This is a genomic window from Pseudomonas sp. NPDC099000 (genome assembly GCF_044759925.1).
Classification (GTDB): Bacteria; Pseudomonadota; Gammaproteobacteria; order Pseudomonadales; family Pseudomonadaceae; genus Aquipseudomonas.
In genome coordinates this window covers 157,623-179,788 of sequence record NZ_JBIWAF010000006.1, presented here as the reverse complement: position 1 = coordinate 179,788, position 22,166 = coordinate 157,623, and the positions used below count along the sequence as shown (strand labels likewise).

The following is a 22,166-nucleotide window of genomic DNA, read 5'->3' as shown; positions in this document are numbered from 1 at the left end:
TCGTGGCGTGTTTTGGCTGTTAGAATCGCCAGTCGTTTTTTTTGGAGTTTGCCCCCATGATCACTTCCCGCCTTCGTACCCTGCGTGACCATATCCGTTGGGCCGTCAGCCGCTTCCATGGGGAGGATCTGTTTTTCGGCCATGGGACCGACAACGCCTGGGACGAAGCGCGTCAGCTGGTGTTGGGGGCCTTGCACTTGCCGTGGGAAATCGCCGACAGCTACCTCGACTGCAATCTGGAAGAGGACGAGCTGGTCAACCTTCAGCGCATGCTCAAGCGCCGCATCAAAGAACGCATTCCGACTGCCTACCTGCTGGGCGAAGCGTGGTTTTGCGGCATGTCGTTCATCGTCGACGAGCGCGTGTTGATCCCGCGCTCACCGATTGGCGAGCTGATCGAAAAACGTTTTGAACCCTGGGTGGGCGCCGAGCCTGCGCGGATTCTCGACCTGTGCACCGGTTCCGGTTGCATCGGTATCGCCTGCGCCTACGAGTTCCAGAACGCCGAAGTGGTGCTGGCCGACTTGTCGTTCGAAGCGCTGGAAGTGGCCAATCAGAACATTGAACGCCATGGCGTTGATGAGCGGGTCTACACCGTTCAGGGTGATGGGTTTGATGGCTTGCCGGGTCAGCGTTTCGACCTGATCGTGTCGAACCCGCCTTACGTCGATGCGGAAGATTTCGCCGACATGCCGGACGAGTATCAGCATGAACCTGAGCTGGGCCTGGCCTGCGGTGATGATGGTCTGAACCTGGTGCGACGGATGCTCGCTGAGGCAGCGGATCACTTGACCGAGAAGGGCTTGCTGATAGTTGAAGTGGGCAACAGCCAGGTTCACGTCGAGACGCTGTACCCGGAAGTCGACTTCGCCTGGCTCGATTTCGAGCGCGGCGGGCATGGTGTGTTCATGTTGAGCGCGGAACAGTGCCGCGATCATCAGGCCCTGTTCGCTTCCCGCGTCTGATTTTAGGACGCTTCGCGGGCAAGCCTCGCTCCTACAGGTCTTGTGGGTGCCGTATCATTTGGGCACGACACCAATCCTGTAGGAGCGAGGCTTGCCCGCGAAGGCCGCGCCGCGGTCTCAGATCATTACCGGTGCGTAGCAATCCAGATCAACAACCCCGCCTGAAACACCGCAAACGCCACCAGGCACGTAATGGTAAAGCGCAGCCCGGCGTCTTCACGCTTGTACTTGCTGACCTTCTCTTCGTGCTTCTTCAGCTTCACTTCCTGCTCGGCCAGATTCTGCTCGGCCTGCTGAAGCATCTGCGCGGCTTCTAGGATTTCCACCACTTGCAGCTTTTCGCTGTTCCAGTCACCGACCAGGTCTTCGACCCGAACTTCTTTGACGCTGCCTTTCAAATGCTGGGCGTCGGCGTAGACCACTTCAAAACCATGGGCCTTCAGGAAGTGATCGCGGCGCAGGCGGGTGTCTTCGTTCAACGCATCTTTATTGTTCAGGTCCGTGCCGTCGACGGTGTAGCCGGGCCAACGCTTCTTCGCCCAGGTGATGCCTTGGGCGGCCATGAACCGGCCGATGCCACGGTTCATCGGTTCAATCTGCAAGCCGCTCTCGGGCTCGAAATGCACGCGCTTGGCGGTGTGATCGACCCACACGTCCAGATTATTCTGCTCTTTGCGCACGCGCTGGCCGGGCAGCTTGATGCTCATGCGCATCAGGCTGTGGTCCTTGCTGTGGCGGTCGGCGTAACCGAACTCGACAAAGCGCAATGGTCGCCCACCGGTATTGCGGTCGGTTTGCAGCGGCGCCAGACGGAGCATCTTGTGGTGCTCGACGTGAACGTCCGCCCACGGCAGTTCGACCGCTGGCGGTGCGTCTTTTTCAGCGGTCGTGTCGGGTGAAGTCTGGGTATCAGTCATAACGGCGAGATCCTGTCCAAGCTCTGCTTGTCGTCAGTCATAACGCTGGCGACAAAGGCTTATCGGCCGTTTTTTTCAAGACTGGAGGGCAAACAGCGCTTAACTGGTGCGAAGTCCGTCAATAAACCCGAGGATTCGCGCGCCGAGTTCGGCGGCCAGTGGCAATTGCGGGTCCTTGTAAGAGGCCATTTGCCTTTTGACGTCGTTGGGCACGATGCGCATGACGTGGTTCATACCTTCGATCAGCGCCAGTTCGGCGTCCGGTTTGGCTGCCTTGAGCATCCTGGCGTCGCCGACGCCGACCTGGATGTCGTTGCTGCCCTGGATGATCAACGCCGGCATCTTCAATTTGCCGAACGCCGCCGCCGGGTCCTGGCGGAACAGCGAAATCAGATAAGGCTGCACGCTGGGGCGGAAAATCACCTGCAACTGCGGCGGCACATTGTCGTCGGTTTTTCCGGCCTTGAGGCTGTCGAGCAGTTCATTGCTGCGCAGCATCAGTGGCGGTGGCAGACGATTGCTCAATTGCTGACGCAACACCTGATCGATCGGCCGGGCGCTGCCAGACATCGAGATGACCGCTGCGGCATCGACGCTGGGCGCCGCGAGGCTGGCGATCAAGGCGCCTTCGCTGTGGCCCAGCAGAATCAGCTGGCCAAAGCGCGGATCGGTTTTGAGCTTGCGGCCCCAGGCCTCGGCGTCGGCGACATAGGCCTCCACCGACAAATTGCGCTCGTCCGGCGTCGCCGCAAGGCTCGCCGCCACGCCGCGCTTGTCGTAACGCACGCTGGCGATGTTGTGTTTGGCCAGCACCCAGGCCAGCCGCTTGAGGCTGTCGTTACGTCCGCCGTCAGGGTTGTTTCCGTCACGATCCGTAGGACCGGAGCCGGAAATGATCAGGACAACCGGAACCGGTGTGTCGGATTTCGGCAACAGTAAAGAGCCGAAAAGCTCCCCGGTGCCGGTATCCAAAGTGATCGGGCGTTGCAGGACAGTGGCCTGGGCAAAGCCGGTTAACAGGGTAAGGCTCAAGGCTAGAACTCGCAGCATCATCACGCCATCATTCACAAAGGTGCCGGTTGGACTCGCGGGCACCCATAAGGTTCGAGGATGAACTACTTGGGTAGCCTGCGTATACTGGCGCGCATTACGTATTCAGGTTCATTTCACGGAGCGTCCTGCATGTCCGGCAATACCTACGGCAAGCTGTTCACTGTCACCACCGCGGGCGAAAGCCATGGTCCGGCGTTGGTCGCCATTGTCGACGGCTGCCCGCCGGGGCTGGAGATTTCCCTGGAGGATCTGCAGCGCGACCTGGACCGCCGCAAGCCCGGCACCAGCCGCCACACCACGCAGCGCCAGGAAGCGGACGAAGTCGAAATCCTCTCCGGCGTGTTCGAAGGTCGCACCACCGGTTGCGCCATCGGCCTGTTGATCCGCAATACCGACCAGAAGTCCAAGGACTACTCGGCGATCAAGGATCTGTTTCGTCCGGCCCACGCCGACTACACCTATCACCACAAATACGGCGAGCGCGATTACCGCGGCGGCGGTCGCAGCTCGGCGCGGGAAACCGCCATGCGCGTGGCGGCGGGTGCGATTGCCAAGAAATACCTGGCCTCCCAGGGCATCGTCATTCGCGGCTATATGAGCCAGCTCGGCCCGATCGAAATCCCGTTCAAGACCTGGGATTCGGTGGAAGAAAACGCGTTCTTCAGCCCGGACCCGGACAAGGTGCCGGAGCTGGAAGCCTATATGGACCAATTGCGCCGTGATCAGGATTCGGTCGGCGCGAAGATCACCGTCGTCGCCGAAGGCGTGATGCCGGGCCTCGGCGAGCCGATCTTCGACCGTCTCGATGCTGAACTGGCCCATGCGCTAATGAGCATCAATGCGGTCAAGGGCGTGGAAATCGGCGCCGGTTTCGCCAGCGTCGCCCAGCGCGGTACCGAACACCGCGACGAAATGACCCCGGAAGGCTTCCTCAGCAACAACGCTGGCGGCATTTTGGGCGGCATCTCGTCGGGTCAGCCGATTGTTGCGCACCTGGCGCTCAAGCCGACCTCGAGCATCACCACGCCGGGCCGCTCCATCGACACTCATGGCAACCCGGTCGAGGTCATCACCAAGGGCCGTCACGACCCGTGCGTCGGCATCCGCGCCACGCCGATCGCTGAAGCGATGATGGCCATCGTGCTGATGGATCACTTGTTGCGTCATCGCGGGCAGAACGCCGACGTGCGCGTGAGCACGCCGGTGCTGGGTCAGCTTTGATGGCTGACCTTTACGCCGCAGCGGCCTGACGGCCGTGGCGGCGCTCCCGTACTGGCGGCTTTCCAGTTTCTATCTGTTCTATTTCGCCTTGCTCGGTTCGACAGCGCCGTTCCTGGCGCTGTACTTCGATCACCTGGGCTTTTCCAGTGCGCGCATTGGCGAACTGGTGGCGATCCCGATGCTGATGCGCTGTGTGGCGCCGAATATCTGGGGCTGGCTCGGTGACTATACCGGCCGGCGCCTGGCCATCGTGCGCTTCGGCGCCGTCTGCACGTTGCTGACGTTCTCGCTGATTTTCGTCAGCAAGACCTACGCCTGGCTGGCGATGGTCATGGCACTGCACGCGTTCTTCTGGCACGCGGTGTTGCCGCAGTTCGAAGTCATCACCCTGGCGCACTTGAAAGGGCAGACGTCGCGCTACAGTCAGATCCGCCTCTGGGGGTCCATCGGCTTCATCATCACCGTGGTCGCGCTGGGCCGGATGTTCGAATGGCTGAGCCTCGACATCTATCCGGTGGCGCTGGTGCTGATCATGGCCGGCATTGTCGTCAGCAGCTTGTGGGTGCCCAACGCTCTACCGGTTCAGGGCGAGCGGATTGCCGGAGACGGGTTCCTCAGGCAATTGCGCAATCCCGGCGTGTTGGCGTTTTACGCTTGCGTCGCGCTGATGCAGGTGAGCCACGGGCCTTATTACACCTTTTTGACCCTGCACCTTGAACGGCTCGGTTACAGTCGAGGCGTGATCGGCATGCTCTGGGCAGTCGGCGTGGTCGCCGAAGTCCTGATGTTCTTGGCCATGAGCAAAATCCTCGCGCGCTTTTCGGTGCGGCGGGTGCTGCTGGTGAGCTTTTTGCTGGCGGCCGTGCGCTGGTTGCTGCTGGGTTCGCTGGCCGAATTCCTTTGGGTGCTGCTGTTTGCCCAGGTGCTGCACGCCGCAACGTTCGGCAGCTTTCACGCCGCTGCCATCCAGTTCGTGCAACGTAGCTTCGGTGCGCGCCAGCAAGGGCAGGGCCAGGCGCTTTACGCCGCGCTGGCCGGCACCGGCGGCGCACTGGGCGCGTTGTATTCCGGCTATAGCTGGAACGCCCTCGGCGCCACGTTCACCTTTAGTATTGCCAGTCTCGCAGCCTTCGCCGCTGCCGTTATCATTGCTACACGCATGCAAGAGGACAGGCCATGAGCCTTACCCGTGAACACCTCGCCCAGGAAATCATCGACGCCGGGCGTTTTCTGTACGGTCGCGGCTGGTCGCCGGCCACCAGCAGCAACTATTCGACCCGCCTGTCGCCGACCGAAGCGCTGCTGACCGTGTCCGGCAAGCACAAAGGCCAGTTGAGTGTGGATGATGTGCTGGCCACCGACCTGTCGGGCAACAGCCTGGAACCGGGCAAAAAGCCGTCCGCCGAAACCTTGCTGCACACCCAGCTCTACAGCTGGCGCCCGGAGATCGGCGCGGTGCTGCACACCCATTCGGTAAACGCCACGGTGCTGTCGCGCCTGACGCCAGAAGATTTCATCGAGTTCGAAGATTACGAACTGCAAAAAGCCTTCAGCGGCGTCTCGACCCACGAGTCCCGGGTACGCGTGCCGATTTTCGACAACGATCAGGACATTGCGCGTCTCGCCGCCAAGGTGCAGCCTTGGCTTGAAGCCCATCCCGATTGCGTCGGCTACCTGATTCGCGGCCATGGCCTCTACACCTGGGGCGCGCGCATGAGCGACGCGCTGCGGCAGATCGAAGCGTTTGAATTTTTGTTCGAGTGCGAGTTGAAGACGCGCTCTCTCTCGAACCATAAAGCATGAACCGTTAAGGAGTTGCCCTGATGAGCAGCCTGTCCGTTTACCACGTCTCAAGCCCTGAAATTCCGAACAAGGTGCTGACCCATTTCGAAGACATCGCCTCGACCCTGGCCGAGCAGGGCGTGCGTTTCGACCGCTGGCAAGCCACGGCGAAAATCCAGCCGGGCGCCAGCCAGGAAGAAGTGATCGCGGCGTACCAGGAACAGATCGACAAGCTGATGACCGAACGCGGTTACGTCACCGTCGACGTGATCAGCCTGAACAGCGATCACCCGCAAAAAGCCGAGTTGCGCGCCAAGTTTCTCGACGAACACCGGCATGGCGAAGACGAAGTACGATTTTTCGTCGCCGGTCGTGGGCTGTTCACCCTGCATATTGATGATTACGTCTACGCCGTGCTGTGCGAGAAGAACGACTTGATCTCCGTACCGGCCGGTACGCCGCACTGGTTCGACATGGGCGAGCATCCGCACTTCGTCGCGATCCGCCTGTTCAACAACCCTGAAGGCTGGGTCGCCAAGTTCACCGGCGAAGACATCGCCAGCCGCTTCCCGCGTCTTGAGGACTGAGCCGATGCCGATCAAAGCGATTCTCACCGACATCGAAGGCACCACCAGCGCGGTGAGTTTTGTGTTCGACGTGCTGTTTCCGTATGCCGCCAAACACCTGCCGGACTTTGTTCGCCAGCATGCCGAGCGCGCGGAGGTGGCCGAGCAACTGGCCGCCGTGCGCCGCGACAGCAACGAGCCGGGCGCCGACGTTGAGCGGGTAATCGAGATTCTGCTGGGCTGGATTGCCGAAGACCGCAAGGCCACGCCGCTGAAAGCATTGCAAGGCATGGTCTGGGAGCAGGGTTATCAGGCCGGGCAGTTGAAAGGCCACGTTTACCCGGACGCTGTTGAAGCGCTCAAGCGCTGGCATGAGGACGGTTTCAAACTGTTTGTGTATTCCTCGGGCTCGATCCAGGCACAAAAGCTGATCTTCGGCTGCTCGGAGGCGGGGGACTTGTCGCCTCTGTTCAGCGGCTACTTCGACACCACGTCAGGGCCCAAGCGTGAAGCGCAGTCTTACGAACGCATCACCCAGGCGATTGGGGTGGAGGCTGCGCAGATTGTGTTTCTGTCCGATATCGTCGAGGAACTGGATGCTGCGCGCATGGCCGGCATGGCTACTTGCGGGCTGGCCCGAGAAGGCGGAGAGCTGGCGGGGCATGTGACCGTCGACAGCTTTGCGCGGATCGATCCTTCCACTTTCTAAATCACAACACCCTTCCTGTAGGAGCGAAGCTTGCTCGCGAAGGCGGTGTGTCAGTCAACATTAATACCGTCTGACACGCCGCCTTCGCGAGCAAGCTTCGCTCCTGCAAAGGCTCGGTGTAGGTCCAGAAACTAAACAGGCCGTGGAGCGAAAGCTCTCACGGCCTGTTTGTGTGCGGCGCATTTATTTACAAAACCGCAGGTTCACACCGAGTGATAGGTCGGCAGAGCAAACCGTTGCTGGCTTTGCAGCATGGAGATCTGCGGCAGTTCGCTGGCCTGTTCAGCCAAGTCACGGCGAATCGCACTGATCACCCACGACAGCTGATCGCCGGCATGCAATTGCTGGTACGAAATCGAACGCTTGAACACTTTGCCTTCGGCGCTGCGCAGGGTCAGCAGAATGCCGCCATCCGGACGTGGTTGGGTGTTCACTTCGAAGTTGGAGAACAGGGAGGTAAATTTTTCTTGGATCAGGCTCATGTCTATCAGCTCCGTTAGCACTTGATTGGCAAGCATGGAGAGGTAGTTGCAGTGATTGTGCCAGCACCTGATTTTTTTAAAATCGATATAAATCAACAGCTTATGAATTTGGTTGTTTTTTGCTTTCGTGCAATCTGCATGAATGGCCATCGTGCATCCTGCATTTTGCGTGGTTGGCCTCGATTCGATGGAACCAATCACCCGCGCTGAGGTTCTCGATCTCGAACGCACAGGGCGCGGATACAAAACATTTCAAAAACCGCGTGTACAGCTCCAGAACCGCTGACGTATTTTCGGACTCATAGACCGCCGCCCGACAATAAAAAGATCGAACGGGAGCAAGCATGAGCGACACGATTACCTGGGGCATGATGCTCCGCAAGCTGCCTTCCATTGCTAAAGCCATCCCTCGCGTGGTGAAAGGCATGAAAGTTGCCAACGTCAAGGACCCGACCCAACCGTGTGGCCTCGGCTGGACGTTCGAGCAAGCGACCTTGCGCAATCCCGATGGCCCGGCGTTGCTGCAGGGCGACGTGACGCTGAGTTATTCACAGGTCAACCAGTGGGCCAATCGCATCGCCCATCACCTGATCACCCAAGGCATCCGCAAGGGTGATGTGGTGGCGGTTTTTCTCGAGAACCGCCCGGAGTTGCTGGTGACGATTCTGGCATCGGCCAAGGTCGGCGCAATCAGCGCCTTGCTCAATACCTCGCAAACCCGTGACACCCTGGCCCACAGCCTGAACCTGGTGGCGCCGGCGGCGATCATTGTTGGCGAAGAACTGGTCCCGGCTTTCAGTGCAGTCCGCGAGCGGGTGTCGATCGAGCCGACGCGCACCTGGTTCGTCGCCGATCAAGACACCTTCCGGCATCCCGGCCATGCGCCCGACGGTTTCATTAACCTGATGAGCGCCAGCGCCCAGGCGTCCAGTGAGAATCCGGCCAGCAGCCAGCAGGTTTTTTTCGACGATCCTTGTTTCTATATCTACACCTCAGGCACCACTGGATTGCCCAAGGCAGGTGTTTTCAAACACGGTCGCTGGATGCGCAGCTCGGCGAGTTTCGGCCAGATCGCCCTGAATATGCAGCCCGAGGATGTCGTCTATTGCACCTTGCCCCTGTATCACGCCACCGGGCTCTGCGTCTGTTGGGGGTCGGCGATCAGCGGCGCCGCGGGATTTGCCATCCGCCGCAAGTTCAGCGCCAGCCAGTTCTGGAACGACGTGCGCAAATACCAGGCGACCACCCTCGGTTACGTCGGCGAATTATGCCGCTACCTGGTGGATCAACCGCCCACTGCCGACGACAGCAAACACCGCGTGACCAAGATGATCGGCAATGGCCTGCGGCCCGGCGCCTGGCGCGAGTTCAAGACGCGCTTTGGCGTTGATCACATCTGCGAGCTGTACGCCGCCAGCGACGGCAATATCGGGTTCACCAACATCCTCAACTTCGACAACACCATCGGTTTTTCCCTGATGGCCTGGGAATTGGTGGCCTACGATCACGACAGCGGTCTGCCGATTCGTGATACCAAAGGCTTCATGCGCAAAGTCGCCAAAGGCGAGCAGGGCCTGTTGTTGGCGAGAATCGACGACAAGGCGCCACTGGACGGCTACACCGATCCGCAGAAGACCGAAAAAGTCGTGCTCCACGACGTCTTCACCAAAGGCGACCGCTACTTCAATACCGGCGATCTGCTGCGCAACATCGGTTTTGGCCATGCGCAGTTTGTTGATCGGTTGGGTGACACCTATCGCTGGAAGGGTGAAAACGTCTCGACCACCGAGGTCGAGAACATCCTGCTGCAACACCCGAACATTTCTGAAGCCGTGGCGTATGGCGTCGAAATCCAGAACACCAACGGACGTGCCGGTATGGCCGCGATCACGCCAGCCGAATCCTTGGCAACCCTGGACTTCAGCGAGTTGCTGGCGTTTGCCCGCCAGCAAATGCCCGCGTATGCGGTGCCGCTTTTCCTGCGGGTGAAAGTGAAAATGGAGACCACCGGAACCTTCAAATACCAGAAGACCCGGCTCAAGGACGAAGCCTTCGACCCCAGCAAAACCGGCGATGACCCGATCTACGCCTGGCTGCCCGGCACCCAGACTTACGTGCAAGTCACTCCGCAGTTGCTGGCGGATATTCACGGCGGCGCTTTTCGTTATTGAAAGCAGCGCTATTGAATGTGGCTATGGCGGTTCTTGAGAAAAAAGAAGTGACAGCCTCGGGGCTGCTCGGGAAACTGTCGGCTTTCCGAATGACAGACAGTGGAGTCCCCGATGTCAGACCAAAGCCGCCAGATGACCCCCGAAGAAGCCGCTGAATTTGCCGAACAGGTATTCAACAAGGCACGCGAGGGCGATGCGGCCATGATGGCTGCGCTGCTGACCAAAGGCTTGCCGCCGAACCTGCGCAACCACAAGGGCGATACCTTGCTGATGCTCGCCGCCTACCACGGCCACGTGGAGACGGTAAAAGTGCTGCTGGAACACAAGGCCGATCCGGAAATCCGCAACGACAACGGCCAGAGCCCGATTGCCGGCGCCGCGTTCAAGGGCGACCTGGCGGTGGTCAAGGCGTTGGTCGAGGGTGGTGCACAAGTGGAAGGCTCGTCCTTCGACGGCCGCACCGCGCTGATGATGGCGGCGATGTTCAACCGCGTCGAAATCGTCGATTACCTGATCAGCAAAGGCGCCGATCCGAAAGCCAAGGATGCCAATGGCGTGACCGCGCTGGATGCCGCGAAGACCCTGGGCGCTGTCGATACCACCGCGCAGTTAGAGAAGTTGCTGGCGTAACGCCCTGTAGGAGCGAGGCTTGCCCGCGAAGACGTAGTGTCATTTACGTTCATGTCGACTGACACTACGCCTTCGCGGGCAAGCCTCGCTCCTACAAAAAGCAAACCTTGGGCATATTGCGCTATCCTTCGCGCCCTCAAAATTCACTCGCTACAGGATCCGCCCCCATGAAAGCCGCACTCGTCGAACTCATCACTAAAATCAGCTCCGGGTGCATGAGCGATGAGGAAATCCTGAAAGTCGCTGACGAAGCGGTTCAGGCCTACGCCGATCCCGAGGCTTTTCTGACGGCCAATCCGGATATCAACTACGACGACTCCTTCCCGATTCCACTGGGTGAGTGGGTCGTTGTTGGCAGCCTGCCGGAAACCGTGCTGTTCCAGGCCGACACCTACGTGGATCTGTTCGCCCAGATCGTCGCCTCGTTCGGCCCTGGTGTTGATTTCAACATCAAACCCAAGCAACTGGCCAAGACCGAAGCCCTGACCGCGCTCAACCGTATTCAGGTGCAGATGGGCAGCATGAACAAGGAAAACGGAGGTTACACGCTGATGAATTTCAGCCAGTTGCTCGACGACGAACTGCAAGTGGTGCTGGTCTTCGGCAACGACGTACCGCGCGTGCTCGAGTTGTGCGCCGAAGTGGGTATTACCGCCGCGCCATCGCTCGAAGCCTTGAAAATCGCGGTCCACGTTTAAAAAACGGAACCCTCGCAAGGCCCGGCTATCCTAAGAGTGCACACCACTCTTCGGGAGCGACACCATGGGTTCCACGTTCAACGGCCTGATTGGCCTGATTATTCTTGTCCTGGACATCTGGGCAATCATCAACGTGCTCAAAAGTGGCGCCGACACAGGGATGAAAATCATCTGGGTGCTGCTGATCCTGCTGCTGCCGGTCCTGGGCCTGATCATCTGGGCCATCGCCGGGCCACGGGGCAATGTCCGGATCTGATCCCAACACCGATCCCTGTAGGAGCGAGGCTTGCCCGCGAAGAACGATAACTCGGTCTTTCTGTTAACCCGTGTAATCGTTCTTCGCGGGCAAGCCTCGCTCCTACAAGGGATTGTGTCGGCTCATCAAGTGACGTTCGACCTGTCATCTTCCGCAACGTAGAATGCGCGCCTTTCCCGGTTAATCGAGCCGATCGATTGGCCATCATGGGCGGGTAACCGTCCGTTGCCACCCGCATTCATCGGAGCACTTCCCATGAGCAACATCACCACCAGCGACTACCTGGAAACCCTCTACGAAGGCTACGGCCAGCGTTTTCGCATGGAAAAACTGCTGCACGAAGTGCGCACCGAACACCAGCACCTGGTAATTTTCGAAAACCCGCGCATGGGCCGGGTCATGGCGCTGGACGGCGTGATCCAGACCACCGAGGCCGACGAATTCATCTACCACGAGATGCTCACCCACGTGCCGATCCTGGCGCACGGCACCGCCAAGCGCGTGCTGATCATCGGTGGTGGTGACGGCGGCATGCTGCGTGAAGTGGCCAAGCACCGCAGCATCGAGCACATCACCATGGTCGAGATCGACGGCACCGTGGTCGACATGTGCAAGGAATTCCTGCCGAACCACTCCAAGGGTGCGTTCGATGATCCACGCCTGAACCTGGTGATCGACGACGGCATGCGTTTCGTCGCCACCACCACCGAAAAATTCGACGTAATCATTTCCGATTCCACCGACCCGATCGGTCCGGGAGAAGTGCTGTTCTCTGAAAACTTCTACCAGGCCTGCCGTCGCTGCCTGAACGAAGGCGGCATCCTGGTGACCCAGAACGGCACGCCGTTCATGCAGATCGAAGAAGTCAAAACCACCGCGGGTCGCCTGCGCAGCCTGTTCCCGGACTGGCACTTCTACCAGGCCGCGGTGCCGACCTACATCGGCGGCTCGATGACTTTTGCCTGGGGCGCGACTAACACCGCCTATCGCAAGTTGTCCCGTGAAACCCTGCAACAGCGTTTCGCCGGCAGCGGCATCATCACCCGCTACTACAACCCGGAAATCCACATCGGCGCCTTCGCCTTGCCGCAATACGTTCTGCAAGCGGTGAACAAGCCAAGCAACGACTAAACTGAAGATGTGCGCATAACCCCCCTTGCTCGCGATGAGGGAGTGTCATTCAACATTGATGTTGGCTGACACACCGTTATCTCGAGCAAGCTCACTCCCACAGGTTCCATGTGTTTCATGCTGGCGTGCGGTAATCCGTTTGAACGATCACTCAGGCCAAAAGTCCAGATGGTTGTAAGCCCATTTGCGGGTTTGTTCGAGGAGGCACTGATGCAAAAGTGGAAAATCACTTTCGTGGATGATCACGGTGAAACAGTCGATGAAGTCTTTGAGTGCGACGAGTGCCCGGACAACGAGCACGCCGCGAAACTCATCAAGGCCCGGCTCCTTCCTGTCGCCGCCGAACTTGATCTGAATGATCTGGAAGGGCGAACTGCCGACGCAAGTGTCAAAAGTCTCAAGACCCAGAACAGCATTGAAATCCTCAGCATCACGCCAATCTGAACAACCCCTGTCTCATTCTTATCCAGGCCTTGGCAGCGCCTCTGTCTTGGGGCTACTCTGCAATCGAGATCAGCGAACGGATCGCTAAGGTCTGGTCTTGTCAGCTACATGCTTGCTTCCCACCGGCAACGTTGTTGCCGCATCGCTCGCACCAATCGGTTGCGCGTGCCGGGAATACGGAAAGTCTATCCATCAATTTGAGGGGGACGTTTCATGAGCACAGCCTATCAAGAAGACATCAGCAGCAGCGTGTTGCGCCGCATGAAAGAAGGCGGTTTCGATTTTTCACGATTCCATCCCATCGAGTTCTACGCCATTTTCCCGGACGAGGAGCGGGCACGCAGGGCGGCAGGGCAATACAAGGGTGAATCCTTGAACGCGCAGATCAGTGTGCGCGATGACGGCGCATGGGCGCTCGAACTGAGCAAAGTCATGTACGCCACCTACGATGACATCGGCGATTTCGAGCAGGGTTTCGAGGCCGTGGTTGAGCCTCTGGGCGGCATCCTCGAAGGGTGGGGCGTCAAGCAGGAAGTACGAGGGCGACTCGCATAACGTTATGAACAGTGACAACGCTCAGCAACGGCTGACCTTCGGGTTGGCCGTTTTCGTTTATGGCGCTCGGAATATCCCCTCGGCAAAACCCTGAAACAAGAATCCCGGCGCAAAAAAAACCGCCTGAGCAGGCGGCTAAAGGGAAGTTCGTTCAGGTTTTGCAGCGGATGCGCGGATTATCCGCACCGCCAGCCGGGCAGTGAAATCAACTCTGACTATGCTGGTGATAGGCGACAACGTCGCCTTGCAATGAAGCGGGGGCGATCAGCTTGGGACGTTTGCTGCACAGGATTGGTGCGGTGCAAACGGCGTGATTATCTAACTGATTGATAACAAAGCGTTTCTGCCGATGGCACGGGCCTTGCGAAGCCTAGATGTCCGGGTGACAAGGAGTACGGCATGATCCGCACCTATTTTGATGAGATGTACGATGCCGGCGGCCAGGTCCGCCCGCATTATCGGGAGTTTGCCCGTTGGCTGGCCGAGACGCCTGACGAGCTTTTGGCACAACGGCGACGCGAGGCCGATCTGTTATTTCATCGCGCCGGGATTACCTTCACGCTCTACGGTGATGAGCAGGGGACAGAGCGCCTGATTCCCTTCGACACCATCCCGCGCAGCATCCCCGCCAGTGAATGGCGGATCGTCGAGCGCGGCTGTATCCAGCGGGTCAAGGCGTTGAACATGTTCCTCGCCGACCTCTACCACGAGCAGCGCATCATCAAGGCCGGCATCATCCCGGCCGAGCAAGTGCTGGCCAACGAGCAATACCAGCTGGCAATGCAAGGGCTCGATCTGCACCGCGATATCTATTCGCACATCTCCGGCGTCGACCTTGTGCGCGATGGTGACGGCACGTACTACGTGCTTGAAGACAACCTTCGTACACCCAGCGGCGTGAGCTACATGCTCGAAGACCGCAAGATGATGATGCGGCTGTTTCCCGAGTTGTTCTCGGCCCAGCGCATCGCTCCGATAGACCATTATCCGAACCTGTTGCTCGACACCCTGAAAAGCTCCAGCCCGATCGATAACCCGAGCGTGGTGGTCCTGACGCCGGGTCGCTTCAACAGCGCGTTTTTCGAGCATGCCTTCCTGGCGCGGGAGATGGGCGTCGAGTTGGTGGAAGGTGCGGACCTGTTCGTGCGTGACGACAAGGTGTTCATGCGCACAACGGACGGGCCGAAGGCGGTCGACGTGATTTACCGTCGCCTCGACGATGCGTTCCTCGATCCGCTGGCGTTCAACCCGGACTCGATGCTCGGGGTTCCAGGGCTGCTGTCGTCCTACCGATCCGGCAACGTGGTGCTGGCGAATGCCATCGGCACCGGGGTCGCGGACGACAAGTCGGTGTATCCGTTTGTCACGGACATGATCCGTTTCTACCTGGATGAAGAGCCGATCCTGAAGAACGTGCCGACGTTCCAGTGTCGCAACCCTTCTGAACTTTCCCACGTGCTGGCCAATCTTCCAGAGCTGGTGGTCAAGGAAACCCAAGGCTCCGGCGGTTACGGAATGCTGGTGGGGCCGGCGGCGACCGCAGCGGAAATCGAGTCGTTCCGCGCGCGGATCAAAGCCAAGCCTCACGCGTATATCGCGCAACCGACGTTGTCCCTGTCGACCTGTCCGACCTTTGTCGAAAACGGCATCGCGCCACGCCATATCGACCTGCGTCCGTTTGTATTGTCTGGCCGCGAAACCCGGGTTGTGCCCGGCGGTTTGACCCGTGTCGCCCTGCGTGAAGGCTCTCTGGTGGTGAATTCCTCCCAGGGCGGCGGAACCAAGGACACCTGGGTGGTCGAGGATTGAAGGAAGCCTGCCATGTTAAGTAGAACTGCCTCGGATTTGTATTGGATGTCGCGTTACCTGGAGCGGGCCGAAAACCTCGCACGGATGCTCGACATCAGTTATTCGCTGTCGCTGATGCCGCAGGATGGTCGCGGTGACGGTCTGCACGAACTGGCCATGCCGCTGCTGATTACCGGCACCCTGGACGATTACCTGGAGCGCCACGGTGATTTGCACGCCGAACGGCTGCTGCATTTCTTCGCACTGGACGCGGCCAACCCGGCGAGCATCTACAGCTGCCTGGGCTCGGCGCGGGCCAGTGCTCATGCGGTACGTGGCCGAATCACCGCCGACATGTGGGAAAACATCAACGCCACCTGGCTGGAAATTCGCGGAATCGCCGAGCAGGGTTTGAGTCGCTACGGCATGAGCCGTTTTTGCGAGTGGATCAAGGAACGTTCCCACCTGTTCCGTGGCGCGTCCTACGGCACGATCATGCGCAACGATGCGTTTCGCTTCATTCGCCTGGGGACGTTTATCGAACGGGCCGACAACACGTTGCGCCTGCTCGACGCCCGCTATGAAATGGCCGGCGATCAAGCCGAAGCGGTCAGCGACGGCACGGCTCACGCGTATTACCAGTGGAGTGCGTTGCTGCGCGCGCTGTCCTCTTTCGAGGCCTACACCGAGATCTACCGCGACGCACCCGGTGCCCGGCATGTGGCCGAGTTGCTGTTGCTGCGCGCCGATGTGCCACGTTCCCTGCGCGCCTGCACCGAAGAAATCGACCAGATCCTTGCCCAACTGCCGGGGGCCAATGGCCGTCCCGCGCAACGTCTGGCGGCAGAGATGGACGCGCGCCTGCGCTATACCGGCATCAACGAAATTCTCGACGAAGGCCTGCACGCCTGGCTAACCGAATTCATCCCGCTGGTGCGTCAGTTGGGTAACGCTATTCACAGTTCCTACCTGGAGGCTGCATGAGACTTTCCATTAGCCACGAAACCACCTATCACTACGAAGATCAGGTGCGGGCGAGCATCCAGTACCTGCGACTGACACCCCACGACAGCGAGCGCCAGCACGTGCTCAGCTGGCAACTCGACCTGCCGCGCCCGGTGCGTGCGCAACTCGATCCGTTCGGCAACATCCTGCATGTGCTGACCATGGACGAACCCCACGAGGCGATCATCATCGGCGCCCGGGGCCAGGTGGACATCGATGAACTGCGCGAAGCCGAGCATGAAAGCCAGTCGGCGTTGCCGTTCCTGCGCTTCACCCGGCTGACCGAAGCCGACGAGGCGCTGCGTGCGTTCGCCGAGAAGGAGTGCAAGCAACGCCGGGATCGTACGGCGCTGATCGACTTGATGCATGGCCTGAACCAGCACATGACCTACACGCCGGGGTCCACCGAAGTCGACACCAGCGCCGCCCAGGCCTTCGCCGGGCGTTCGGGCGTCTGTCAGGACCACACCCACGCGTTTCTCGCCTGTGCCCGCAGCCTGGGCATTCCGTCGCGTTATGTGTCGGGGTATTTGTACAGCGAGAACAGCGAGCACCTGGCCAGCCACGCCTGGGCCGAAGCCTGGCTCGATGACGCCTGGTACAGCTTCGATGTGACCAATGAACTGGCCCGGCCTGAGCGGCATTTGAAACTGGCGGTGGGCCTGGATTACCTGGATGCCTGCCCGGTGCGCGGGATGCGCCGGGGTGGTGGGTGTGAGCAGATGCATGCCAAGGTGTTTGTTTCGCCGACGCCGATGCCCTCGCCGGTTATCTCCGTCCAGCAACAATAACCGCAACACCACAACCCCTTTGTAGGAGCGAGGCTTGCCCGCGAAGGCGTAGTGTCATTCACATTGATGTCGACTGACACTACGCCTTCGCGGGCAAGCCTCGCTCCTACAGGGAATGGATCAGGGCTTAACCTTGCGCCCGGCCATATGCTTCAAATACCCCACCAGCATTTCCAGATCCCCATCCGGCAACACAGTCGCCGCAAACCCCGGCATCTTCGCCTGCGGCCACTGGCGCAAACTCTGCGGATCTCGAATGTAGCGCTTCAGAAAATCCGCCCCAAAATACTCGGTCGGGTTAAACGGAATGTTCAAGTCCGGCCCGAACTGCGCATCCCCGGCACCGTTCAATCGATGGCAGGCCAGGCAATTTTTCTGAAACAGCGCAAAGCCTTTGTTTACCGGATCATCAGGCTTCAGCGCAGGATCAGGTAGCAGGGCAGGGAAGCGCTCGGCCACGGGCGCCATGCGCTTGATACTCGCGACTTGAAAGGGCCATTGCTCGGGGCTGATGTTGCCGGCCTGTGGATCGACCCAAACCAGATAAAACGGCCCGGCACCCGGTTTACCTTCAGACAGCGCGGGCCAGGGTTTGGCCGGGTCTTCAATCGCCAGCCACGCGCGCGCGCCTTTGGCGTTCAGCAACGGCGCCGCGGACAGCTCTGCGGCAAACCCGTCCAGCGCCACGGCTTGCAGATGATCTTCAGGCTTGATGCCGGTCAACAACGCTGCCAACGGAACGGCGCGATAACTCATCTCCCGCTTGTAGGAAACGTCGTCGCTGATGGTGATGGTCTGGACCTGAGGGTGCTTGAGCAATTCCTCTGTCTGCCAGGTGCGACTGCTCGCGCCCAGCTCGAGGTTCAGCTGTGCGGCATACAAGGGCGTGCTGAGCAGCAAGGCCCCAAGCAGAATGAGCGTTTTCAAATGATCGCCGTCCATGTCGTGGAAGTGCCGCAAAGGTTGGCACACCCACGCCGGCCCGGGTAGCGAGCCAGTCACATTTTTAAGAGGGCGAAATAAAAATCTGGCGCCGTATTACTTGAAGACCGACTAGCCGATTACCTTGGTCAGGTTCGGCAAAATCAACAACAGCGTAGTGGCGAAAAGAATGAGCCCGGCTTGACGTACTTTCGAATGCTTGAACATGGCTTGACCGCCTTTTTTGTTATTTCCTGATGCCTGCCTGCATATCTCCATGACGGCAGAGCGCTGAACTTCCTGTAAGACGAGCGCCTCGGCAAAACCCGACGACAACTTCGTACATGTTCACCTTAGAGCCCGCGTCACGCTTGGTTTAGATCCATTTCGTATGGTTCGCTTACTGAAAGCTTCTAAAAAGGCATGAGGCCTATTGCCAGTTTCTTGGGCGCCCGTTTGCTAGACAGCTTGGTGCCGTGAATCGGTTAATCCGCGACAGAGCGACCGTCCGTCTGAGCGTGTCCGTCAACGCCAGTGAGCACTGCGGTCATTGAATCCATGGCGGCTCGGCCTAAGGTGGAAGCTCAGTATTTACTCACCGCCCAGGTTCGAGGACGTCATGACCCAAGCTTTGATTTTCGACGCGTTACGCACGCCCCGTGGCAAAGGTAAGGCCGATGGCGCCTTGCACAGTGTCAAACCGGTGAGTCTGGTGGCCGGGCTGCTCACGGCGTTGCAGCAGCGCACTTCACTGGACACCAGTCAGGTTGATGACGTGGTGCTGGGCTGTGTCACTCCGATCGGCGATCAGGGTTCGGATATCGCCAAGACCGCGGCACAAGTCGCCGATTGGGACGTCAGCGTGTCTGGCGTGCAGATCAATCGCTTCTGCGCTTCGGGGCTGGAAGCGGTGAACCTCGGTGCGATGAAAATCCGTTCCGGCTTCGAAGACCTGGTGGTGGTCGGCGGGGTCGAGTCCATGTCCCGCGTGCCGATGGGCAGCGATGGCGGCGCCTGGGCGCTGGACCCGGAAACCAATCTGCACAGCCATTTCACCCCGCAAGGCGTCGGCGCCGACCTGATCGCCACGATTGAAGGTTTCAGCCGCCAGGACGTCGATGCCTACGCGCTGCATTCCCAGCAAAAGGCAGCGCGGGCGCGGGCGAACGGTTCGTTTAACAAATCGCTGGTGCCGGTGCAGGATCAGAACGGCATCGTCCTGCTCGATCACGATGAGTTCATCCGCGCCGAATCCACCCTGGAAGGCCTGGGCAAGCTCAAGCCGAGTTTCGAGATGATGGGGCTGATGGGTTTTGACGCCACCGCGTTGCGCGTTTACAGCCAGGTGGAGCGGATCAACCACGTCCACACTCCGGGCAACAGTTCCGGGATCGTCGATGGCGCCGCCCTGATGCTGATTGGTTCCGAGGCCAAAGGCCGTGCGCTGGGTCTGCAGCCACGGGCACGGATCGTCGCCACCGCCGTCACCAGCACCGATCCGACCATCATGCTCACCGGCCCGGCGCCGGCCACCCGCAAAGCACTGGCCAAGGCCGGGCTGCGGGTTGAAGACATCGATCTGTTCGAAGTCAACGAAGCCTTCGCCTCGGTGGTGCTCAAATTCATCAAGGACATGGCCATCGACCCGGACAAAGTCAACGTCAACGGCGGCTCCATCGCCATGGGCCATCCGCTGGGCGCCACCGGTTGCGCGATTCTCGGCACGCTGCTCGATGAGCTGGAAACCCGGCGCCTGCGCTATGGCCTCGCGACCCTGTGTGTCGGCGGCGGCATGGGCATTGCCACCATCATCGAACGCCTCTGAGCCCCGACCTTAAGGAACAAGTGACATGACCGAAGCCATTCGTTACGAAAAAGGTCAGGACCAGATCGTCGTCCTGACCATCGACATGCCGGGCCAGAGCGCCAACACCATGAACGCGGTCTATCGCGAGGCCATGGCCGCCTGCGTCGCCCGACTGGTGGCCGAAAAAGACAGCATTGCTGGCGTGATCATCACCTCGGGCAAGAAAACCTTCTTTGCCGGCGGCGACCTCAATGAGCTGATCAAAGTCGGCAAACCCGAAGCCAAGGCTTTTTACGACATGGTCCTGACCCTCAAAGGCCAGTTGCGCACCCTGGAAACCCTCGGCAAACCGGTGGTGGCCGCGATCAATGGCGCGGCACTGGGCGGCGGCTGGGAAATCTGCCTCGCCTGTCATCACCGCGTGGCGCTGGACAATCCGTCCGTGCAACTCGGCCTGCCGGAAGTCACCCTTGGCCTGCTGCCGGGCGGCGGCGGGGTGGTGCGCATGGTGCGCATGCTGGGCATTGAAAAAGCCTTGCCGTACCTGCTCGAAGGTAAGAAAGTCCGGCCGCAACAAGCGTTGCAAGCAGGTTTGATCGACGAGCTGGCAGCGGATCGCGATGAATTGCTGAGCAAGGCGCGCGCCTGGATTATTGCCAATCCGACCGCCGTACAGCGCTGGGACGTGAAGGGTTATCAGATCCCCGGAGGCACGCCGTCGAACCCGAAAGTCGCGCAAATGCTCGCCATTGCGCCGTCGATCCTGCGCAGCAAAACCCAGGGCTGCATGCCCGCGCCGGAGAAAATTCTTAGCGCGGCGGTTGAAGGTGCCCAGGTGGATTTTGACACCGCGCACTTGATCGAAACCCGCTACTTCACGGAATTGACGACCGGCCAGATCTCGAAAAACCTGATCGGCACCTTCTGGTTTCAGCTGAATGAGATCAACGCTGGCGGCTCGCGGCCCAAGGGGTTTGCACCTTGCGTCACGCAGAAAGTCGGCGTGCTCGGGGCCGGGATGATGGGCGCGGGCATCGCCTTTGTCAGCGCCTCGGCCGGCATCGAGGTGGTGCTCAAGGACATCAACCTCGCGGCAGCGCAGAAGGGCAAGGCCCACTCGGCGGCACTGCTGGACAAGAAAGTCGCTCGCGGCCAGATGCTCCCGGAACAACGAGAGGCGATTCTGGCGCGGATCCTCACCTCCGAAAGCGATGCGGACCTGGCCGGCTGCGATCTGATCATTGAAGCAGTCTTCGAAGATCGCGAACTGAAAGCCAAAGTCTCCTCGGCGGCGCAGAAAGTCGTCGGCCCAGCCGCGGTGATCGCTTCCAACACCTCGACCTTGCCGATCAGCGGCCTGGCCACCGCCGTGCCGGATCAAACGAAGTTCATCGGCCTGCATTTCTTCAGCCCGGTGGAGAAAATGCCGTTGGTGGAAATCATCAAAGGCGCCAACACCAGCGACGAGACCCTGGCGCGCGGCTTCGATTTCGTCCTGCAAATCAAGAAAACCCCGATTGTGGTCAACGACAGTCGTGGCTTCTTCACTTCGCGAGTGTTCGGCACCTTCACCAACGAAGGCATTGCCATGCTCGGCGAAGGCGTGAGTGCGCCGATGATCGAGACGGAAGCGCGCAAGGCCGGCATGCCGATCGGGCCTCTGGCGATCTCCGACGAAGTTTCACTCAGCCTGATGAGCCATATCCGCCAGCAAACCGCCAAAGACCTGCAAGCAGAAGGGAAACCGCTGATCGAGCACCCGGCGTTCGCCGTGATTGACTTGCTGGTCAACGAATACAAACGGCCCGGTAAAGCCGCAGGAGGCGGGTTCTACGAGTATCCGGCCGGTGGCCAGAAACATTTGTGGCCCGAGCTCAAGACCCGTTTCGAGAAAGCCGACGGGCAGATTTCGCCAAAGGATGTGCGTGATCGCCTGCTGTTCGTGCAAGCCATCGAAACCGTGCGTTGTGTGGAGGAGGGCGTGCTGACCTCGACGGCGGACGCCAACGTCGGCTCGATCTTCGGCATCGGCTTCGCGGCCTGGACTGGCGGGGCGCTGCAGTTCATCAACCAGTACGGCGTAAAAGACTTCGTCGCCCGCGCCCAGTACCTGGCCCAGCAGTATGGCGAGCGTTTTGCGCCGCCTGCGTTATTGCTGGAGAAAGCCGCCAAAGGGGAGGCCTTCTAAGGGACGTATGACGCCTTCCGGGGCTTGCCTTGTTGCGGTGTTTCGAGGCAGGCTCTGGGGTGTGCATTATTCCCATCACGTGTCAG

Annotated in this window: 21 protein-coding genes and 1 pseudogene; 18 read left to right on the top strand and 4 right to left on the bottom strand. The window is 59.9% G+C overall.

The genetic code is table 11. The features are described from left to right. Positions 1-56 precede the first annotated feature (56 nt). Positions 57-965: a 50S ribosomal protein L3 N(5)-glutamine methyltransferase gene (prmB, locus tag ACIQV9_RS10495; protein ID WP_403100852.1), complete on the top strand. Its 909-nt coding sequence runs from the start codon at positions 57-59 to the stop codon at positions 963-965. 125 nt (positions 966-1,090) lie between these two features. Here prmB and ACIQV9_RS10490 read toward each other — a convergent pair whose 3' ends face one another. Together ACIQV9_RS10490 and ACIQV9_RS10485 are read right to left on the bottom strand one after the other, a co-directional pair. Beyond that, entirely contained in the window at positions 1,091-1,882 is a 792-nt protein-coding gene (locus tag ACIQV9_RS10490; RefSeq protein ID WP_403100850.1) for a hypothetical protein, read from the bottom strand. A gap of 99 nt (positions 1,883-1,981) precedes the next feature. Further along, a pseudogene (locus tag ACIQV9_RS10485) lies at positions 1,982-2,981 on the bottom strand (alpha/beta hydrolase). 83 nt (positions 2,982-3,064) lie between these two features. On the opposite strand from ACIQV9_RS10485, the gene aroC reads away from it, so the two are divergent. The 5 genes from aroC to mtnC are packed head-to-tail and all read left to right on the top strand — an operon-like array spanning position 3,065 to position 7,213. Then, entirely contained in the window at positions 3,065-4,156 is a 1,092-nt protein-coding gene (gene aroC / locus ACIQV9_RS10480) for a chorismate synthase (protein WP_403100848.1), read from the top strand. A gap of 34 nt (positions 4,157-4,190) precedes the next feature. After that, complete coding sequence (locus ACIQV9_RS10475; protein ID WP_403100846.1) at positions 4,191-5,336, top strand: MFS transporter; 1,146 nt, start codon at positions 4,191-4,193, stop codon at positions 5,334-5,336. After that, positions 5,333-5,959: a methylthioribulose 1-phosphate dehydratase gene (locus tag ACIQV9_RS10470; RefSeq protein ID WP_403100845.1), complete on the top strand. Its 627-nt coding sequence runs from the start codon at positions 5,333-5,335 to the stop codon at positions 5,957-5,959. Before ACIQV9_RS10475 ends, ACIQV9_RS10470 begins: the two co-directional genes overlap by 4 nt. 20 nt (positions 5,960-5,979) lie before the next feature. Continuing rightward, positions 5,980-6,525, top strand: a complete 546-nt coding sequence (locus tag ACIQV9_RS10465; protein ID WP_054048581.1) for an acireductone dioxygenase — start codon at positions 5,980-5,982, stop codon at positions 6,523-6,525. Positions 6,526-6,529: 4 nt separating this feature from the next. Beyond that, entirely contained in the window at positions 6,530-7,213 is a 684-nt protein-coding gene (mtnC, locus tag ACIQV9_RS10460; RefSeq protein ID WP_403100843.1) for an acireductone synthase, read from the top strand. A 203-nt stretch (positions 7,214-7,416) separates the two neighbouring features. Here mtnC and ACIQV9_RS10455 read toward each other — a convergent pair whose 3' ends face one another. Then, a complete protein-coding gene (locus tag ACIQV9_RS10455; RefSeq protein WP_403100840.1) occupies positions 7,417-7,695 on the bottom strand; it encodes a DUF3509 domain-containing protein in 279 nt (92 codons plus the stop codon). A gap of 344 nt (positions 7,696-8,039) precedes the next feature. On the opposite strand from ACIQV9_RS10455, the gene ACIQV9_RS10450 reads away from it, so the two are divergent. The 10 genes from ACIQV9_RS10450 to ACIQV9_RS10405 all read left to right on the top strand — a co-directional run bounded on the left by ACIQV9_RS10450 (position 8,040) and on the right by ACIQV9_RS10405 (position 17,164). Then, on the top strand, positions 8,040-9,866 hold the full coding sequence (locus ACIQV9_RS10450) for a long-chain-acyl-CoA synthetase (RefSeq protein ID WP_403100837.1): 1,827 nt from the start codon (positions 8,040-8,042) through the stop codon (positions 9,864-9,866). 111 nt (positions 9,867-9,977) lie between these two features. After that, positions 9,978-10,496 (top strand): ankyrin repeat domain-containing protein, encoded by a 519-nt coding sequence (locus ACIQV9_RS10445; protein WP_403100834.1) that lies wholly within the window; start codon positions 9,978-9,980, stop codon positions 10,494-10,496. Positions 10,497-10,663: 167 nt separating this feature from the next. Then, entirely contained in the window at positions 10,664-11,194 is a 531-nt protein-coding gene (locus ACIQV9_RS10440) for a hypothetical protein (RefSeq protein WP_403100831.1), read from the top strand. A gap of 64 nt (positions 11,195-11,258) precedes the next feature. Next, positions 11,259-11,450 (top strand): PLDc N-terminal domain-containing protein, encoded by a 192-nt coding sequence (locus tag ACIQV9_RS10435; protein ID WP_010456621.1) that lies wholly within the window; start codon positions 11,259-11,261, stop codon positions 11,448-11,450. 255 nt (positions 11,451-11,705) lie between these two features. After that, a complete protein-coding gene (gene speE / locus ACIQV9_RS10430; RefSeq protein ID WP_403100828.1) occupies positions 11,706-12,581 on the top strand; it encodes a polyamine aminopropyltransferase in 876 nt (291 codons plus the stop codon). Between the two features lie 210 nt (positions 12,582-12,791). Next, entirely contained in the window at positions 12,792-13,025 is a 234-nt protein-coding gene (locus ACIQV9_RS10425; protein WP_403100826.1) for a hypothetical protein, read from the top strand. Positions 13,026-13,238: 213 nt separating this feature from the next. Beyond that, positions 13,239-13,580: a ribonuclease E inhibitor RraB gene (locus ACIQV9_RS10420; RefSeq protein ID WP_219095560.1), complete on the top strand. Its 342-nt coding sequence runs from the start codon at positions 13,239-13,241 to the stop codon at positions 13,578-13,580. Positions 13,581-13,979: 399 nt separating this feature from the next. Next, positions 13,980-15,389, top strand: coding sequence for a circularly permuted type 2 ATP-grasp protein (locus ACIQV9_RS10415; protein WP_150711767.1), 1,410 nt, complete (start codon positions 13,980-13,982; stop codon positions 15,387-15,389). Between the two features lie 12 nt (positions 15,390-15,401). Continuing rightward, positions 15,402-16,352, top strand: a complete 951-nt coding sequence (locus ACIQV9_RS10410) for an alpha-E domain-containing protein (protein WP_131062458.1) — start codon at positions 15,402-15,404, stop codon at positions 16,350-16,352. Further along, positions 16,349-17,164, top strand: coding sequence for a transglutaminase domain-containing protein (locus ACIQV9_RS10405; RefSeq protein ID WP_403100817.1), 816 nt, complete (start codon positions 16,349-16,351; stop codon positions 17,162-17,164). The genes ACIQV9_RS10410 and ACIQV9_RS10405 overlap by 4 nt, the downstream gene beginning before the upstream one ends. A 120-nt stretch (positions 17,165-17,284) precedes the next feature. Here the strand turns inward: ACIQV9_RS10405 and ACIQV9_RS10400 are convergent, their stop codons facing one another. Then, positions 17,285-18,106, bottom strand: coding sequence for a c-type cytochrome (locus ACIQV9_RS10400; RefSeq protein WP_403101033.1), 822 nt, complete (start codon positions 18,104-18,106; stop codon positions 17,285-17,287). A 598-nt stretch (positions 18,107-18,704) separates the two neighbouring features. Here ACIQV9_RS10400 and ACIQV9_RS10395 point away from each other — a divergent pair. Together ACIQV9_RS10395 and ACIQV9_RS10390 are read left to right on the top strand one after the other, a co-directional pair. After that, positions 18,705-19,910, top strand: a complete 1,206-nt coding sequence (locus ACIQV9_RS10395) for an acetyl-CoA C-acetyltransferase (protein WP_403100815.1) — start codon at positions 18,705-18,707, stop codon at positions 19,908-19,910. A 25-nt stretch (positions 19,911-19,935) separates the two neighbouring features. Beyond that, the gene (locus ACIQV9_RS10390; RefSeq protein WP_403100813.1) at positions 19,936-22,080 is read left to right on the top strand and encodes a 3-hydroxyacyl-CoA dehydrogenase NAD-binding domain-containing protein; all 2,145 of its coding nucleotides are present in this window, start codon (positions 19,936-19,938) and stop codon (positions 22,078-22,080) included. Positions 22,081-22,166 lie beyond the last annotated feature (86 nt).

Excerpts from the sequence above, each read along its gene's own strand:
- prmB (WP_403100852.1), top strand. The coding sequence starts at position 57 with ATGATCACTTCCCGCCTTCGTACCCTGCGTGACCATATCCGTTGGGCC.
- ACIQV9_RS10490 (WP_403100850.1), bottom strand. The coding sequence starts at position 1,882 with ATGACTGATACCCAGACTTCACCCGACACGACCGCTGAAAAAGACGCA.
- aroC (WP_403100848.1), top strand. The coding sequence starts at position 3,065 with ATGTCCGGCAATACCTACGGCAAGCTGTTCACTGTCACCACCGCGGGC.
- ACIQV9_RS10470 (WP_403100845.1), top strand. The coding sequence starts at position 5,333 with ATGAGCCTTACCCGTGAACACCTCGCCCAGGAAATCATCGACGCCGGG.
- ACIQV9_RS10465 (WP_054048581.1), top strand. The coding sequence starts at position 5,980 with ATGAGCAGCCTGTCCGTTTACCACGTCTCAAGCCCTGAAATTCCGAAC.
- mtnC (WP_403100843.1), top strand. The coding sequence starts at position 6,530 with ATGCCGATCAAAGCGATTCTCACCGACATCGAAGGCACCACCAGCGCG.
- ACIQV9_RS10455 (WP_403100840.1), bottom strand. The coding sequence starts at position 7,695 with ATGAGCCTGATCCAAGAAAAATTTACCTCCCTGTTCTCCAACTTCGAA.
- ACIQV9_RS10450 (WP_403100837.1), top strand. The coding sequence starts at position 8,040 with ATGAGCGACACGATTACCTGGGGCATGATGCTCCGCAAGCTGCCTTCC.
- ACIQV9_RS10445 (WP_403100834.1), top strand. The coding sequence starts at position 9,978 with ATGTCAGACCAAAGCCGCCAGATGACCCCCGAAGAAGCCGCTGAATTT.
- ACIQV9_RS10440 (WP_403100831.1), top strand. The coding sequence starts at position 10,664 with ATGAAAGCCGCACTCGTCGAACTCATCACTAAAATCAGCTCCGGGTGC.
- ACIQV9_RS10435 (WP_010456621.1), top strand. The coding sequence starts at position 11,259 with ATGGGTTCCACGTTCAACGGCCTGATTGGCCTGATTATTCTTGTCCTG.
- speE (WP_403100828.1), top strand. The coding sequence starts at position 11,706 with ATGAGCAACATCACCACCAGCGACTACCTGGAAACCCTCTACGAAGGC.
- ACIQV9_RS10425 (WP_403100826.1), top strand. The coding sequence starts at position 12,792 with ATGCAAAAGTGGAAAATCACTTTCGTGGATGATCACGGTGAAACAGTC.
- ACIQV9_RS10420 (WP_219095560.1), top strand. The coding sequence starts at position 13,239 with ATGAGCACAGCCTATCAAGAAGACATCAGCAGCAGCGTGTTGCGCCGC.
- ACIQV9_RS10415 (WP_150711767.1), top strand. The coding sequence starts at position 13,980 with ATGATCCGCACCTATTTTGATGAGATGTACGATGCCGGCGGCCAGGTC.
- ACIQV9_RS10410 (WP_131062458.1), top strand. The coding sequence starts at position 15,402 with ATGTTAAGTAGAACTGCCTCGGATTTGTATTGGATGTCGCGTTACCTG.
- ACIQV9_RS10405 (WP_403100817.1), top strand. The coding sequence starts at position 16,349 with ATGAGACTTTCCATTAGCCACGAAACCACCTATCACTACGAAGATCAG.
- ACIQV9_RS10400 (WP_403101033.1), bottom strand. The coding sequence starts at position 18,106 with ATGGACGGCGATCATTTGAAAACGCTCATTCTGCTTGGGGCCTTGCTG.
- ACIQV9_RS10395 (WP_403100815.1), top strand. The coding sequence starts at position 18,705 with ATGACCCAAGCTTTGATTTTCGACGCGTTACGCACGCCCCGTGGCAAA.
- ACIQV9_RS10390 (WP_403100813.1), top strand. The coding sequence starts at position 19,936 with ATGACCGAAGCCATTCGTTACGAAAAAGGTCAGGACCAGATCGTCGTC.